Source organism: Pseudoxanthomonas koreensis (genome assembly GCF_010093225.1).
Taxonomy (GTDB): domain Bacteria; phylum Pseudomonadota; class Gammaproteobacteria; order Xanthomonadales; family Xanthomonadaceae; genus Pseudoxanthomonas; species Pseudoxanthomonas koreensis.
This window is the reverse complement of record NZ_PDWM01000003.1, coordinates 95616-110805: the sequence shown is the minus strand read 5'-3', so window position 1 is coordinate 110805 and position 15190 is coordinate 95616. Positions and strand designations below refer to the sequence as shown.

Sequence of the window (15190 nt, the reverse complement as noted above, 5' to 3'; positions counted from 1 at the left end):
GCTGCCGGCTCAGCCGGTGGCGCGCGTGGGCGGGCGTGGGCGCCCGACCGGCGGTGCATGGCCGTCCTGCGCTTCGCGCGCGGGACGCCGGTACTCGATCCGGATCTCGCGCAGCACAGGCGGCACTTCCGGCTCGATCTCCTCGGGCGCGACGCAACCGGGATACAGCACCTGGGCGATGCCGGTCGCCAGTTCGGTCGCGCGCGCGGCGTGCGACTGCGCCACCAGTACCCGGTCGCCAACCACCGCCGCGGCGACCTGCTCCTGCCCCGGTTCGCGGAAGCTGGCCAGCACGCTTTCGTCGTCGGCCGGCGGCGGCATGGCGACGATCGTGATCCTGTCCGGCAGCCAGCACGCGCCGGTGTTGACGATCCGCAGCTGGGCGGCCACCTGTTCCATGAAGGCCTGCAGCGCACGCTGCAGTACCTCGACCGATGCCGGCGCCTCGGCGCTGGCGCGCGCCTTGACCAGGTAGAGGTCCTGCGCGAACAGCAGCATCGCCGACGCGCGCCGCTCCTGCGGGTAGGACAGGCCCAGCCGCCAGGCCGGCATCGGGGTGCCGTCGCCGCGCGTGAGTTCAAGCGGCTGCAGTTCGCCCAGTTCCACCGCGCGCCCGGCCTGCTGCGCCGCGCCGGCGATGGCATCGCGCTCGCTGGCGGCGACCAGTGCCAGCGTCCGTGCGTCCTGCAGGCCGCCGGCGTAGAAGTACAGGTCGATCCAGCGCTGCTTGCTGCGGTCGAGGTAACGCACCGACACGCCCAGTCGCTGCTCCTCGTAGCGGTGCTCCCCCATGGCCTTCCAGCCGCCGACGCGCAACGGATAGAGCCCCCGGCTCTCGGCCAGCAGGCCGCCGAGCAGTTCCGGGACCACTGCCGGCGCGACATCCGCCGCCGCATCCGCTCCTGCCGCCGGCACGTCCGCCACCTGTGCCGACACCGGCGCAACCGGGGCGCCGGCAACCAAGGCCAGCAGGATCAGGCGCAATGCCCGCGACCTGTTCATGGCCCCTGGTCCGGCAGCACTGCATCGATCGCGGCGGCCAGGATCTCGCCGGTCACCGGCTTGCGCAGGAAGCCGTCGAATCCGGCCGCGCGCGCCTGCTGTTCCACATCGGCATCGGCACGCGCGGTCACCGCCAGCAGCGGCTGGGCGAAGCCCTGCAGGCGCAACTGGCGGGCCAGCGCCAAGCCATCCATGCCGGGCAGGTCCAGGTCGAGCAGGGCCAGGTCGAAGCGCGCCACCGCCACGTCCGCCAGTGCGGCCAGGCCGTGCGCTGCATGCGCCACCCGATGGCCCTGCGCGCGCAGCAGGCTGGCAATGACGTCGGCGACGGTGGGGTCGTCCTCGACCAGCAGCAGGTCGATGTGGCGAGCCACCTGGCTGGCCACCCGCGGCGCGACCGTTGCCGGCGCGGCCACCGGCAACGGCAGTTGCACGGTGAACGCCGCGCCCTGCCCGGGCGTGCTGTCCACGCTTATCTGCCCGCCCATCGCCATCGCCAGTTCCTGGCAGATCGCCAGGCCCAGGCCGCTGCCGCCGTAGCGCGCGCTGGTGCGGGCGCCGTCGGCCTGCTCGAAGCGGCGGAACAGGCGCTGGATCTGCTCTTCGTTCAGTCCCGGCCCGGTGTCGCGCACGGTGAACACGCCCCCGCCGCCGGCGCCGGCGGTCACTTCCAGCGCCACCTCGCCGCGGTCGGTGAACTTGATCGCGTTGCCCAGCAGGTTGAGCAGGATCTGCCGCACCCGCACCGGATCGCCACGCAGCCCGTGCGGCGCGTCCTCGGCCACGTCGACATGGAAGCCCAGGCCGCGCTGCCCGGCGCCCGGCGCCATCAGCGCGGCGACCTCGGCCACCAGCGCGCGCAGGTCGAAGTCGTGCACGTCCAGCTCCAGTTTGCCCGCCTCGATCCGGGCCAGGTCCAGGGCGTCGTTGACCAGCCGCATCAGGTGCTCGCCGGCGCGGCGGATCGATTCGATGTAGCCGCGCTGGCGCGCGTCCAGCGGCGTGGACAGCAGCAGTTCGCTCATGCCCAGCACGCCGGTCATCGGCGTGCGCACCTCGTGGCCCAGGGTCGCCAGGAAGCGGCTCTTCGCCAGCGAGGCCTGCTCGGCCAGTTCGCGTTTGTGCACGTCCAGCTGCCATTCGCTGCGCCGGCGCAGGCGGCTGCGGTAGAGCCAGGCCAGCGACAGCAAGGCCAGGACGAGCGCCGCGGCCAGGCCGGCGATGCCCCAGGCGCTGCGCCACCACGGCGGCGGCACCCGGAAGGGAACCTGGACCAGCGGCGACCAGGGCTGCCCGGGCCCGGCGGCCGCCTGCAGTTCCAGCACGTAGTCGCCCGGCGGCAGCTGCGAGAACACGCGTTCGCCTCGCCCCTGCACCACGACCCAGTCCTGGTCGAAGCCGCGCAGGCGGAAGCGGTAACGGTTCGATTCGGGATCGTCGAAGGCCATCAGCCGGGCCACGACCTCCAGGTCGTGGTCGTCGCGCTGCAGTTCGAAGCCTCCCTCCAGCGGCAGGTCGACCAGCGCATCGCCGCGGCGCACGCGCAGCGCGTCGAGGACGAAGCCCGGCGACGGCCGCACCGGGTCGTCCATCGCCGTATCCAGCAGCAGCAGCGAGCCGTCGCCGGTGCCGGCGACCAGCACCCCGGCCGCGTCCAGGGCCAGCGCGCGATTGGTGAATTCCTGGCTGGGCAGGCCTTCACGCACGCCGAAGCGGCGTACCGAAGCGACGCCGGCATCGTGGTCGGCGGCGATCCGAAACAGGCCGCGGCGCGTGGCCAGCCAGGCGCGGTGCTGGCCGTCCACCACCAGTCCGGTCGCCTCGGTGGCCGGGATGCCATCGGCGATGCCCAGGTGCAACCGCATCCGCCAGTGGCCGCCTGCCTGTTCCCACGACTCCACGCCAGTGAGCCGTTGCAGCCAGACCCGTTCCGGCCCGTCGAAGGCGAAGGCGAGTACCGGTTGCGGATCCATGCCCGGCGGCACCTCGAAGCTGCGGGTGGCGGCATTCCAGCGGCGCAGGCCGGCCTCCGCGGCGACCCAGGGCGTGCCCTCGGGCGCGAGCACGAAGGTCGACACCCCGGTGGGGCCGAGCCCGGACGCCTGCGCCGGCATGGTATCGAGCAGTTGCCCGGCGGGGTTCCTGCGTTGCAGGCCGCCACTGGCAGAGGCGAGCCAGAGGTCGCCATCGCGCGCCGGCCGCATCCACATGACCGGATCGCCGGTCCCTCGCTCCGCGGCGAGCACGCGGGTGCGCGGCTTCGCATCGGCGGCGGAGCGTTCGACCAGGACCAGGTCCGAGCCCTGGTCGAGCCACAGGCTGCCGTTGCGGTCCTCGAGGATCGCATTGGGACGCCGGCCCAGCGGCTGCGCCAGCTGTTTCTCGACCGCGCCTGTGGCGGTATCCAGCCACTCGACCTCGCCGTTGCTGCCAGCCAGCCACACCCCGCCGCGCGATGCCGGGGCGATGCCGCGGTACAGGCCGCCCCCCAGTCCATGGCCCTCGTCCAGCACCGCCGTGCGCCGCCAGTCCGAACGCAGGTAGCCCAGGCCGCGCGAGGGCAGCGAAACCCACAGCGCGCCATCGTCCTGGCGCAGCAACGCCTGCACCTGGCTGTTGATGCCCAGCGCCCTGGCCTCGTGGGTCACCGCCACCGGCGCATCGCCACCGCGCACGCGCCACAGCCCGGCGGTGGTGGCGATCCAGTAGCCGCCCTCGCCGTCGCCAGTCATCGCGGTGACCGTCTGCTTGCCGGCGAACGCAGCCGCCCACGCCGGCGCACGCCACTGGCCATCGTCGGCGAGCAGGAACAGGCCGCGCGGCGTGCCGATCCAGGTCGCGGCATCCTCGCGCCACAACGACACCACCGCCGGCCACGGCTGTTCGCCGGGCAGCTCCATGCGCCGCACGTGCTTGTCCGAACAGCGCACCAGGCCCTGCAGGGTGCCGACCAGGATGCCGTCCTCGCCATAGAACGCCAGCGCCAGGATCGCCCGGTCCAGCACCGCGTTGACCTCCGCGTCGGACGAGCGCAGGCGCCGGACCCGGTCCTGTGCATCGATGCTGTACAGGCCGCCGCCGTAGGTGCCCAGCCATATCTCCTCGCCGCGCCCGGCGATGGCGAACACCTCGTCGCTTTCCATCTGCGGATGCTGCGCCTTGCGGAAGTGGCGGAAGCCATTGCGGTCGGCGTCCATCACGCTGACTCCGCCGCCTTCGCTGGCGACCCAGATGCGGTTGTGCGCATCCACGTACAGGGTCTGCAGCACGTTGCCGGGCAGCGAGGCCGGGTCGTCGGGATCGTGGCGCCAGACGCGGAAGCCGACGCCGTCGTAGCGCGCCAGGCCGTCCCAGGTCGCGGCCCAGACGAAACCGTCGCGGTCGCGCGCCAGCGCGGTCACCGTGGTCGCGGGCAGTCCGTCGGCCGGCCCGAGCACGCGGAAACGGGGAATCTCGGGCACGGCCGCATCCGCGGCCACGCAGGCCGCAAGGAGCACGCACAGCACAAACCACCGCAAACCCGGCATCCGCTCTCCTGTTCCCCCGGGCGAATCGTCGCAACGCATCGTTGCAGACGCAAGCCACGCGCCCCCGCGCCGGCACCGCCTAGAATGCCGGCCGATGACCACGTGCCGCCCGCAGGCCCCTGACGCCCCGTGCCACCGCCGCACGCGGGCGCGGCTGGCCGCGCTGCTGCTGGCGTCGCTGGCCGCACTGCCGGCGGCGGCCACGCCGGCGCGCTACGAACTGGACCCGGTCCACACCCGGGTGGTGTTCGCGGTTTCGCACGCCGGGTTCTCGCAGGCGCTGGGCGCGGTCTCCGGAAGCACCGGCACGCTCGAGTTCGACCCGCAGGACTGGAGCGGCGCGCGGCTGGACGTCGCCGTCCCGCTGCAGCGGCTGGACCTGGGCGACCCCGACTGGAACCGCGCCGCCCTCGCCCGCAACCTGCTCGACGCCGGACGCTGGCCCGAGGCACGCTTCGTCTCCACCCGGGTCGAAGCGCTGGATGACGGGCGCTTCATCGTCCACGGCCAGCTGACCCTGCGCGGCGTCACCCGCGAGGTGCCGCTGGAAGTGCGCTTCAACGCGCTCAGGCGCCATCCGCTGCCGCCGTTCCGGCGCACCGCAGGGTTTTCCGCCACCGCCACGCTGAGCCGCAGCGCGTTCGGCATCGATGCCTGGCCGTCGGTGATCGGCGACCAGATCGAACTGCGGATCGAGGCCGAGGCGCAGCGCGACGCGCATCCCGGCGACGACGACGACGCGATTCCCCCCGATACCCCGCCCGCACGCCAGGAGCCCGCCACGCCATGAGCCTGAAGAACACCGCCGACCGCTGGGGCGGCATCAGCCAGCTGCTGCACTGGACGATCGCCGTGCTGATCCTGGCGATCGGCGCGGTCGGCCTGGTGATGGGCGAACTGCCGCGCTCGCCGAAATACTTCTGGGTCTACACCGCGCACAAGTCGCTGGGCCTGACCGTGCTGGCGCTGGTGCTGGTGCGCATCGCCTGGCGCGCGTACGCCGGTGCGCCGCAGCCGGTGCCGGGCACGCCGCGCTGGCAGGCGCGGCTGGCTTCGCTCACCCACGGCGCGATCTACCTGCTGATCCTGGCGATGCCGCTTTCGGGCTGGCTGTACGACTCGGCCAGCGGGCTGCGTCCGTTCCGCTGGTTCGGCCTGGCCGAGGTGCCCAAGCTCAGCCCGCCGGACGAAGCCCTGGCCACGGCAATGCACGGCGCCCACGAAACCCTGTTCTGGGTGCTGATGGCGCTGGTCGCCGGCCATGCCGCCGCCGCGGTGTACCACCACTTCTTCCAGCGCGACGCCACCCTGGCGCGGATGCTGCCGCGCGGCTGGCTCGCCGTTTCCCCCCCTTCCTCCCCCAGCAAGGATCCGCCATGACCATCCGCCTCACCACGCCCGCGGCGGTGGCCGCCGCGCTCGCGGCGATGCTCGCCACCGCGCCCGCCGCGGCCGCCGACTACGTGCAGGCGCCCGGCTCGACCCTGGCCTTCGCCAGCCGCTACGACGGCGAACTGTTCACCGGCCGCTTCGGCGATTTCAGCACGAAGCTGAGCTTCGACCCGGCCAGCCCCGAAGCCGGCACGCTGGACGTGAGCATCGGCCTGGCCAGCGCCGCCACCGGCAACGACGACCGCGACTCGACGCTGAAGACCGCCGACTTCTTCAACGTGGCGAAGTTCGCCCAGGCGCGCTACAGCGCCAGCGGCTTCCGCCGGCTGGCCGACGACCGCTATGCCGCCGACGGCACCCTGGAGCTGCGCGGCGTGCGCAAGCCGGTGACCCTGACCTTCAGCTGGAGTGGCGGCGCGCAGCCGGTGCTGGAAGGCAAGGCGGTGGTGAAGCGCCTGGAATTCGGCGTCGGCGGCGGCGACTGGGCCGACACCTCGGCGATCCCCGACGAAGTCGCCATCAGCACCCGCGTCCTGCTGAAACCGCGGTAGTCCTTACCGGCCCGCGTCGTCCGTCGGGCCCAGCCAGGCACGGAGGCCGGCGAGGTCGAACGGCCAGTCCAGTTCGGCGCCGGTGGCCTCGTCGCGCAGGACCGGCACGCGGATGCCGTAGCGCGCCTCCAGCGCGTCGTCGTCGTCGATGAACCCGCTGTCCGGTTCCGGCAGGCGGGCCGCGGCCAGCACCGCCAGCGCCTGGTCGCAGAGATGGCAGTCGTCGCGCTGGTAAAGGATGTAGCGGGGCATCGGCGTCCGGGCGTGGCCCTTGGCGGGTCGGTTCGCGGAGAGGGTAACCGGCGCGCGACCGGTGGCGCCCCCCCCCTCGTACGCCAGCCCGCCGACCCGGCCCGGCGCCCGCGGGTCGGCAGCCGGCGCCAGGCGGGCGCGGCGCACCGCCAGCGCGCCCCTGCCCGCCCCGCAGCGCACCATGCCGGTTGCCGCTGCAACCAATAGAATGCCGCAGTACCTCCCGTCCCTCCGGAGCCGCGCTCCCGCAATGGCCGTCAGCACCTTCGACCTGTTCAAGATCGGCATCGGCCCCAGTTCCTCGCATACGGTGGGACCGATGCGCGCGGCCGCGCGCTTCGTGCAGCGCTGGCTGGCCGAGCCGGGCGACCTGGAGCGAGTCGCGCGGATCCGCGCCGAGGTATTCGGTTCACTGGCCCTGACCGGGCGCGGCCACGGCACCGACAAGGCGCTGCTGCTGGGGCTGGAAGGCCACCTGCCCAACCTGGTCGATCCGGACATCATCCCGGCCACGCTGGCGCGGATCCGCGAGGAGAAGTCGCTGCGCCTGCCCGGCGGCCACGCCATCGCCTTCGACGAGAAGCGCGACCTGGTGATGAACAAGCGGCAGAAGCTGCCGTTCCACACCAACGGCATGCGCTTCACCGCCTACGATGCCGACGGCGAAACCATCGCCACCCGCGACTACTACTCGGTCGGCGGCGGCTTCGTGGTCAACCAGGACGAAGCGGCCGAGGACCGCATCGTCGCCGACGACACCGTGCTGGCGCACCCGTTTTCCAGCGGCGACGAGTTGCTGGCGCGCTGCCGCGAAACCGGGCTGTCGATCGCGCAGGTGATGTTCGAGAACGAACAGGCCTGGCGCGACGACGTGCAGATCCGCGACGGCCTGCGCGAACTCTGGCAGGCGATGCAGGCCTGCGTGGTCCGCGGCATCCGCAGCGACGGCACCCTGCCCGGCGGCCTGCATGTGGTCCGCCGTGCGCCGGCGCTGCACCGCGAGCTGTCGTCCAAGCCCGAAGCGGCGATGCGCGACCCGCTGACCACGCTGGACTGGGTCAACCTGTACGCGCTGGCGGTGAACGAGGAGAACGCCGCCGGCGGCCGCGTGGTCACCGCCCCGACCAACGGCGCGGCCGGGATCATCCCGGCGGTGCTGCACTACTACGACCGCTTCTGCCCCGGCTCATCCGAGCAGGGCGTGTTCGACTTCCTGCTCACCGCCGCGGCCATCGGCATCCTCTACAAGGAGAACGCCTCGATCTCCGGCGCCGAGGTCGGCTGCCAGGGCGAAGTCGGGGTGGCCTGCTCGATGGCCGCTGCCGGCCTGGCCGCGGCGCTGGGCGGCAACCCCGGCCAGGTCGAGAACGCGGCCGAGATCGGCATGGAACACAACCTGGGCCTGACCTGCGACCCGATCGGCGGCCTGGTCCAGATCCCCTGCATCGAGCGCAACGCGATGGGCGCGGTCAAGGCGATCAACGCGGTGCGCATGGCCATGCGCGGCGACGGCCAGCACAAGGTCTCGCTGGACAAGGTCATCAAGACCATGCGCGACACCGGCCGCGACATGCAGGACAAGTACAAGGAAACCTCGCGTGGCGGCCTGGCGGTGAACGTCATCGAGTGCTGAGCGGCACCGCGGGAGGGGCGCCGCTGGAGAAAGTGGCGGAAAAGCCGTAAGTTTGGGCGCGGGAACAGGGGGTTCTCGATCGAAACGCCAGCTGCCAAGCCCAGCCCAGCCGGGTCCGTGCGCGTCCGCGCCCTTCTGCGCGCCGCGGCGGCAAGGGCAGCCTGTGCCTGCGCGCTGGCCTGGGGCCTGGCCACGCCGGCCCTGGCGCTGCAGGCGGACAAGGCCTTCCGCGACTACGTGCGCGACACCTGGGGGGTCGAACACGGCCTGCCGCAGATCAGCGTGCTGGCGATCGTCCAGGACCAGGACGGCTACCTCTGGCTGGGCTCCCAGGGCGGCCTGGCACGCTACGACGGCGTGCGCTTCACCCCTTACGGCCAGCAGGACGCCCCTGAACTGGGCGGCCATGTCCTGGCCCTGCACGCGGGCAACGACCGCCTGTGGATCGGCACCACCCAGGGCCTGCTGGTGTTCCGCAACGGCCGCTTCACCCGGGTGCCGCTGGTCAGCGCCCCGGACCAGGCGCAGGGCGACTTCCCGGTGCGCACGATCGTCGCCGGCGACGACGGCGTGCTGGTCGGTGGGCCGGATGGCGTCTATGCCAGCGACGGCACCCGGCTGACCCTGCTGCACCCGCTGGCTGCGCCGGCCTGGAGCCTGTTGCGGCACCGCGACGGGATCTGGGTTGGCAGCACCGGGCAGGTGTTCCGGCTCGATGCCACCGGCACGCACAGCCATGCGCTGCCCGCCGCCGCCGCGCTGGCCCAGGTATCGCGGCTGGCCGGCGACGGCGACGGCCGCCTCTGGGCCGGGACCGCGCAAGGCCTGTACCTGCTCGAGGGCGAGGCCTGGCAGCGCATCGCCGACACCCCGGTGGAGGCGCTGCAGTCCGACCGCGACGGCAACCTGTGGGTCGCCAGCCCGCAACGGCTGGACCGCCTGCGCGAGGGCCGGCGGGTGGAAAGCGTCGTCGACCTGCCCGGCAGCCGCGCGATCCGCGCGATCCACGAGGACCGGGACGGCAACCTGTGGCTGGGCAGCGCGGTCGATGGACTCACCCGGGCCTGGGACGGCTGGACCAAGCGCCTGGGCCACGAACAGGGCCTGCGCAAGGCGCTGCTGTGGTCGATCGCGAGCGGCCCGGACGGCACGGTCCACGTGGGCGGCAGCGACGGCGTCGACAGCTTCGACGGCCAGCGCTTCCGCCTGCGCGCGGCCGGCGAACGGCTGCCACACCCGGAGGCCTACACCCTGCTGGTGGAGACGGACCGCACCTGGATCGGCACGCGCGCGGGCGTGGCGGTGCTGCGCAACGGCCGGATCGAGTCACCTCCGGTGCTGGCGCCGCTGCGCGGCGCGCAGGTCAGCGGCATCGTCCGCGACCGCTCCGGCCGGCTCTGGTTCGCCACCAGCGATGGCCTGTTCCTGCTCTGGCCGGACGGCAGCCTGAGCCAGTACGGCCAGGCCCAGGGCCTGGCGGACGGCCGCGCGCGGCTGGTCCATGAGACCCGCGACGGCCGCATCCTGGTCGGAACCAACCGCGGCCTGTACGAATGGCGCGACGGCGGGATCCTGGCTACCGGCCGCGACACCGGGCTGGCCGAGGACACCATGGTCACCGCCATCCACGAGCTGGAGGACGGCCGCTGGATCATCGGCGGCACCCGCGACGAGCAGTTGCAGCTGTTCGACGGCAAGCGCTGGACCGCGCTCGGCCGTGCCCAGGGAATACCGGCCAACATCGCCTTCTTCATCGCCGCCAACCGCGGCTGGCTGTGGGTCGCCGGCATGCGCGGCGTGTACCGGCTGCCACTGGCCGACCTCGACGGCACGCCGGGCAGGCCCGGGCGCCCGGTCCACGCCGAGATCGTGATCAACTCCGGCGCCGACCGCCCCGGCGGCCAGGTCGACAAGTGCTGCAACGGCGCCGGCAATGCCCGCGGCCTGCTGGCGGGCGACACGCTGTGGCTGCCCACCCGCGACGGCGCGCTGCTGGTCGATACGGCCAGGCCGAGCGAGCCTGGCGTCGCCCCGCGCATGCTGATCGAACGGGTGCAGGTGCTGGGACAGTGGCAGTATCCGGACCAGGACCGGCCGCTGCAGTTGCCGTTGCATGCGCGCGACCTGAAATTCGAGTTCTCCGCGCCCTCGTTCCGGCCCGACCGGCCGGTGCAGCTGCGCTACCGGCTGGTGGGCTACGACCGCGGCTGGCGCGAACCGGACGCGCCGCACCTGCGCAACGCTGTCTACACCAACCTGCCGCCGGGCGATTACCGCTTCGAGGTCGCCGACTTCTCCGCCGGCAGGCCGGACAACGTGGCGGGAATGCGGCTGTCGATCCCGCCGCGCTGGCACGAGGCCCTGGTCTTCCGCCTGTTGCTGCCGCTGCTGCTCACCTGCCTGGTGTTCATCGGCTACGAATGGCTGCAGCGCCGCCACGCGCGCCAGCGCGCGGCGCTGGAGCAACTGGTCCAGGAGCGCACCCGCGACCTGCAGGCGGCCAACGAAAGACTGGAGACGCTGAGCTTCACCGATCCGCTCACCGGCCTGCACAACCGCCGTTACCTGTCGCGGCAGGTTCCCGCCGACCTGGCCTTCTACCAGCGCGATGCGGCCTACCGGGCCGGGATCGAGGTGGTGGTGTTCGCGCTGCTGGACCTGGACCACTTCAAGGGCGTCAACGACACCCACGGCCACGCCGCCGGCGACCGCGTGCTGGAGCGGACCGCGGCGCTGCTGACCGCGCTGGTACGCAGCGGCGACTACGTGGCGCGCTGGGGCGGCGAGGAATTCCTGCTGGTGTTCCGGCCGCAGCCGCGCGGCAGCCTCGCCCGGATCGGCGAACGCCTGTGCGCGGAGATCCGCGGCCATGCCTTCGAGCTGGACGATGGCACCCGCTGCAAGTTGACCGCCTCGGTCGGCCTGGTCGAATGCCCGCTGTTCCCGCAGGCGCCGCACCTGCTCGGCTGGGAGCAGATGGTCACCCTCGCCGACCGCGCCCTGTACCGGGCCAAGGCGGACGGGCGCAACACCGGGGCGGCGTACCGTCCGCGCGAAGACGCGCGCCCGCCGGCGGGAATGACTGCATTCGAGGGCGATCCATCCTGGCTGGTGGAAACCGGCCTGCTGGAACTGTTCCGCGCCGACGGCGTGGTGCCCGACGCGCCGGCCGGCACGGTTACGCCGCGCTGATCCGCAGCACGTCGTCGAGCAGGGCCGCGGCAGTGACCTCGGCGCCCGCCCCCGGGCCCTGGATCACCAGCGGCTGCACCGGATAGCGGTCGCTGGAAACCGCCACGCGGTTGTCGGCGCCGCTGCCGCCGCACAGGGGATGGTCGGCCGGCAGCGTGCGCAGGCCTACCGTGGCGCCGTGGGCGTCGAAGCGGCCGACGAAACGCAGCTTCCCCCCGGTGTCGCGCGCCTGCTGCAGGCGCGCGGCCAGTGGCGCGTCGAGCAGGTGCAGCAGGCCGTCCACCTCGCCGGGCGCTGCCGCCGCCAGCGCCGCCGGCAGCAGCGATTCGACCCTCACCTGCGCCGGTTCCAGTGCCAGGCCGGCGGCACGGGCCAGGATCAGCAGCTTGCGGCGCACGTCCTCGCCGGACAGGTCCACGCGCGGGTCCGGCTCGGTGTAGCCGGCCGCCGCCGCTTCACGCACGCAGTCCGAGAACGGGCAGGTGCCATCGAAGCGGCCGAACAGCCAGCCGAGCGAACCGGAGAGCACGCCTTCCACCGCATGGATGCGGTCGCCACCGGCAACCAGCGCGCGCAGGCTGCCCAGCAGAGGCAGGCCGGCGCCGACGGTGGCGCTGTCGCCGTAGCGCGCGCCGGTCGCGCACTGCGCCTCGGTGATCGCCTGCGAGCGCGCCAGCAGCGAACCGTGGCCGAGCTTGTTGGCGGTGACCACGCTGACCCCGCGCACCAGCCATTCCGGATGCCAGTCGGCGACCAGCTCGCTGGCGGTGGCATCGACCACGATGTCGCCTTCATGCAGCGCCTCGGCCTCGGCCCAGCCCTGCAGCAGCAGCTCGCGCCGTGGCGCGGCGATGGCCTGTTCCAGCGCCGCGTCCAGGCCGCTGCCGCAGGCCTGCACGCTGCGCGAGTTGGCCAGCCACGCCACCTTGGGCAAGGCCAGGCCGCGCGACTGCAGGCGCTGGTAGCGGGCGACGAAGGCCGCGCCCACGGTGCCGGTGCCAAGCAGCGCCAGCCGGCGCTGCGGTGCGCGCGCGGGCTCCGCGGTGCCGCGACCCGGCGCCGCACCCGCACGCCGTGGCCGCAGGCCGGCGACCGCGCTCACGCATCCACCCACTGCTGTCGTGCAGGCGCGGCCTGTTGCGCAGGCACGCCCTGTGCCGCGACCGCGGCCTCGGCCGCGCGCAGCGCGGCGGCGATGTCGGCGACCAGGTCCTCGGTCGCCTCGATGCCGATCGACAGGCGCAGCAAGCCATCGGAAATGCCGGCCTTGGCCCGCGCTTCCGCGCTCATCGCCGCGTGGGTCATCGTCGCCGGATGCGCGACCAGGCTTTCCACGCCACCCAGCGACTCGGCCAGGGTGAACCAGCGCAGCGCATCGACGAAGGCGCGCACGGCGCGCTCCTGGTCACCATCGGCGCCACCGCGCAGCTCGAAGCTGAGCATCGCGCCGAAGCCGGCCTGCTGGCGCGCGGCCACGGCGTGGCCCGGATGCGAGGCCAAGCCCGGGAAGTACACCTTCTCCACCGCCGCGTGGCCATCGAGCAGCGCGGCGATCGCGGCCGCGTTCTCCTGGTGCACGCGCATGCGCGCATCCAGCGTGCGCAGGCCGCGCAGGGTCAGGAAGCTGTCGAACGGCGAGCCGGTCAGGCCCAGCGCATTGGCCCACCACACAAGTTGCTGGTGCAGCTCCGCATCGCGCGCCACCACCGCGCCGCCGACCACGTCGCTGTGGCCGTTGACGTACTTGGTGGTCGAATGCAGCACCAGGTCGGCGCCGAAGGACAGCGGCTTCTGCAGCGCCGGCGAGAGGAAGGTGTTGTCGACCACCACCAGCGCGCCGGCCTTGTGCGCGGCATCGATCACGAAGCGCAGGTCGGTGATCCGCAGCAGCGGGTTGGAGGGGGTCTCCACCAGCACCAGCTTCGGCGACCGGCCCAGCGCGTCGGCCAGCGAGCGCGGGTCGGTGAGGTCGGCGGTGATGAGTTCGAAGTGGCCCTTCGCCGCCAGCGCGTTGAACAGGCGCCAGCTGCCGCCATAGGCGTCGTGCGGCACCACCAGGCGGTCGCCGGGCTGCAGCAGCGCATTGAGCACCAGGGTGATCGCGCCCATGCCGGTGGCGGTGACCACGCCGCCGGCGCCGCCTTCCAGTTCGGCCAGCGCCTCGCCGAGCAGGTCGCGGGTCGGGTTGCCGCTGCGCGTGTAGTCGTACTGGCGCTTGTTGCCGAAGCCGTCGAAGCTGAAGTTGCTCGACAGCACGATCGGCGGCACCACCGCGCCATGCGCGGTGTCGCGGTCGATGCCGGCGCGCACGGCGGCGGTGGCGGGACGGCAGGCGGTGTCGTTGGCGGCGGTGGGCTTGCTCACGGCGTGGCTCCGGTGCCGCGCAGGACGGCGGCGAGGATGAGGTCGATGCGGTCGGTTTCTTTCAGGAAGGCGTCGTGGCCGTACGGCGAGCGCAGCACGCGCAGCTGGCCGCGGCCGTGCAGGCCCTCGACCAATGTCACCGAATCGGACAGCGGCACCAGGCGGTCGCCCTCGACCGCGACCACGCTCACCGGCACCTGCACCGCGGACGGCTCCAGGCGGTGCAGGTCGATCGATTCGGACAGGCGCAGGTAGGCGGTGACCGGGGTGCGCGCGACGTACTGCGCGCCGGCCGCGTCCAGGTAGTCCTCGGCGGCGCAGCGCACGCGGCCGTTGACGATCTCCGGCGCTGCGTCGAAGCGCTCGCCGAATTCCTCCGGCGTGCGGTAGCTGAGCATGGCGAACTGCCGCGCCAGCGCCAGGCCCTGCGCATCGGCGCACTGCAGCTGGCCGAGCGCGACCGCGCGGCGCTGCAGCGCGCGCCAGGCCGAGGCGTAGGGATGCGGCTTGTGCGCGCCGCTGACCGCGACCAGCCGCTGCAGGCGCGAAGCATGCCGCGCGGCGAACTGCAGCCCGACCATCGCGCCGTAGGAATAGCCGACGAAGGCCTGCAGCCGTTCGATCCCGAGCGCGTCGAGCAGCGCGGCGATGGCGTCGGCCTGGTCGGTGGTGTCGATCGGCGCGTCGAGGCGGCCGTCGGCACCGACGTAGTCGAAGGCGAGGATGCGGTGGCTGGCTGGATCCAGGGTGCGCCCGGCGGCGACCAGCGCATTGGCCCAGCCCGCCTCCGGGAACGCTGCGCTGGCCGAGGCATGGCGGTGCGCGGAGATGCCGCCGGCGATGAACACCACCGGCGCGCCGGCCGGCCCCTGCACTTCGTAGCGCAGCAGCACCTGGCGCACGCCGGCGTGGCGCATCGGCAGCGCCGGCGCGATCTCGCCACGCTGCGCGGACGGCGGCGCGGCCGCGCCGGGCGACGGCTGGCCGGTACAGGAATCGGGGGCTTCGGGCTGCAGGGCGGCGTTCACGAGGGTCATGGCGGGTTCCAGGGGGAAAACCGCCATCGAGCCTTCGCGGGGCCCGCGTTCGCCGTGCGTGGCACGGTACGAACCATCTTCCGGCAGACCGCTGGGGTCCCCGCAGGATTTGGCACCAACGCGGCCGCTTGCGCGTCCGCTGGCTGCCCCGGCATCAAAGGGCCTGTCCCTCCGCCGGTCTCGATGGCCCGTGCAGATTGCCAGCCGCCCGGAACCCCTGTCAATCGTTTCATCCGGATG

Annotated in this window: 11 protein-coding genes and 1 riboswitch; of the genes, 5 read left to right on the top strand and 6 right to left on the bottom strand. The window is 73.1% G+C overall.

The window, feature by feature from the left end:
• Positions 1-9: 9 nt before the first annotated feature.
• Positions 10-1002 carry a hypothetical protein gene (locus CSC64_RS02015; protein ID WP_162433658.1) on the bottom strand — a complete coding sequence of 331 codons (993 nt, stop codon included), beginning with the start codon at positions 1000-1002 and terminating at the stop codon, positions 10-12.
• Positions 999-4463 (bottom strand): hybrid sensor histidine kinase/response regulator, encoded by a 3465-nt coding sequence (locus tag CSC64_RS02010; protein WP_238389716.1) that lies wholly within the window; start codon positions 4461-4463, stop codon positions 999-1001. Before CSC64_RS02010 ends, CSC64_RS02015 begins: the two co-directional genes overlap by 4 nt.
• Before the next feature lie 160 nt (positions 4464-4623).
• Here CSC64_RS02010 and CSC64_RS02005 point away from each other — a divergent pair, with 160 nt between their 5' ends.
• Genes CSC64_RS02005 through CSC64_RS01995 form a run of 3 tightly spaced genes read left to right on the top strand, consistent with a single transcriptional unit; the run spans position 4624 to position 6472 of the window.
• Positions 4624-5319: a YceI family protein gene (locus CSC64_RS02005; protein WP_162433657.1), complete on the top strand. Its 696-nt coding sequence runs from the start codon at positions 4624-4626 to the stop codon at positions 5317-5319.
• On the top strand, positions 5316-5909 hold the full coding sequence (locus CSC64_RS02000) for a cytochrome b (protein ID WP_162433656.1): 594 nt from the start codon (positions 5316-5318) through the stop codon (positions 5907-5909). Before CSC64_RS02005 ends, CSC64_RS02000 begins: the two co-directional genes overlap by 4 nt.
• Positions 5906-6472, top strand: a complete 567-nt coding sequence (locus CSC64_RS01995; RefSeq protein ID WP_162433655.1) for a YceI family protein — start codon at positions 5906-5908, stop codon at positions 6470-6472. The genes CSC64_RS02000 and CSC64_RS01995 overlap by 4 nt, the downstream gene beginning before the upstream one ends.
• Before the next feature lie 3 nt (positions 6473-6475).
• On the opposite strand, the gene CSC64_RS01990 is transcribed toward CSC64_RS01995, so the two are convergent.
• Positions 6476-6724, bottom strand: a complete 249-nt coding sequence (locus tag CSC64_RS01990; RefSeq protein ID WP_162433654.1) for a glutaredoxin family protein — start codon at positions 6722-6724, stop codon at positions 6476-6478.
• A gap of 250 nt (positions 6725-6974) precedes the next feature.
• Here CSC64_RS01990 and CSC64_RS01985 point away from each other — a divergent pair, with 250 nt between their 5' ends.
• A complete protein-coding gene (locus CSC64_RS01985) occupies positions 6975-8357 on the top strand; it encodes an L-serine ammonia-lyase (protein ID WP_162433653.1) in 1383 nt (460 codons plus the stop codon).
• Positions 8358-8474: 117 nt separating this feature from the next.
• Positions 8475-11549, top strand: coding sequence for a ligand-binding sensor domain-containing diguanylate cyclase (locus CSC64_RS01980; RefSeq protein WP_162433652.1), 3075 nt, complete (start codon positions 8475-8477; stop codon positions 11547-11549).
• Here CSC64_RS01980 and CSC64_RS01975 read toward each other — a convergent pair.
• The 3 genes from CSC64_RS01975 to metX form a co-directional block, all read right to left on the bottom strand.
• Positions 11536-12555 carry a homoserine dehydrogenase family protein gene (locus tag CSC64_RS01975; protein ID WP_162433679.1) on the bottom strand — a complete coding sequence of 340 codons (1020 nt, stop codon included), beginning with the start codon at positions 12553-12555 and terminating at the stop codon, positions 11536-11538. The two genes, CSC64_RS01980 and CSC64_RS01975, sit on opposite strands and share 14 nt — an antisense overlap.
• A gap of 92 nt (positions 12556-12647) precedes the next feature.
• Positions 12648-13913, bottom strand: a complete 1266-nt coding sequence (locus tag CSC64_RS01970; protein ID WP_162433651.1) for an O-succinylhomoserine (thiol)-lyase — start codon at positions 13911-13913, stop codon at positions 12648-12650.
• Positions 13910-14830 carry a homoserine O-succinyltransferase MetX gene (metX, locus tag CSC64_RS01965; RefSeq protein WP_425501647.1) on the bottom strand — a complete coding sequence of 307 codons (921 nt, stop codon included), beginning with the start codon at positions 14828-14830 and terminating at the stop codon, positions 13910-13912. Before metX ends, CSC64_RS01970 begins: the two co-directional genes overlap by 4 nt.
• Before the next feature lie 190 nt (positions 14831-15020).
• Positions 15021-15140, bottom strand: a riboswitch (SAM riboswitch).
• Positions 15141-15190: the final 50 nt, after the last annotated feature.

Excerpts from the sequence above, each read along its gene's own strand:
- CSC64_RS02015 (WP_162433658.1), bottom strand. The coding sequence starts at position 1,002 with ATGAACAGGTCGCGGGCATTGCGCCTGATCCTGCTGGCCTTGGTTGCC.
- CSC64_RS02005 (WP_162433657.1), top strand. The coding sequence starts at position 4,624 with ATGACCACGTGCCGCCCGCAGGCCCCTGACGCCCCGTGCCACCGCCGC.
- CSC64_RS02000 (WP_162433656.1), top strand. The coding sequence starts at position 5,316 with ATGAGCCTGAAGAACACCGCCGACCGCTGGGGCGGCATCAGCCAGCTG.
- CSC64_RS01995 (WP_162433655.1), top strand. The coding sequence starts at position 5,906 with ATGACCATCCGCCTCACCACGCCCGCGGCGGTGGCCGCCGCGCTCGCG.
- CSC64_RS01990 (WP_162433654.1), bottom strand. The coding sequence starts at position 6,724 with ATGCCCCGCTACATCCTTTACCAGCGCGACGACTGCCATCTCTGCGAC.
- CSC64_RS01985 (WP_162433653.1), top strand. The coding sequence starts at position 6,975 with ATGGCCGTCAGCACCTTCGACCTGTTCAAGATCGGCATCGGCCCCAGT.
- metX (WP_425501647.1), bottom strand. The coding sequence starts at position 14,830 with ATGCGCCACGCCGGCGTGCGCCAGGTGCTGCTGCGCTACGAAGTGCAG.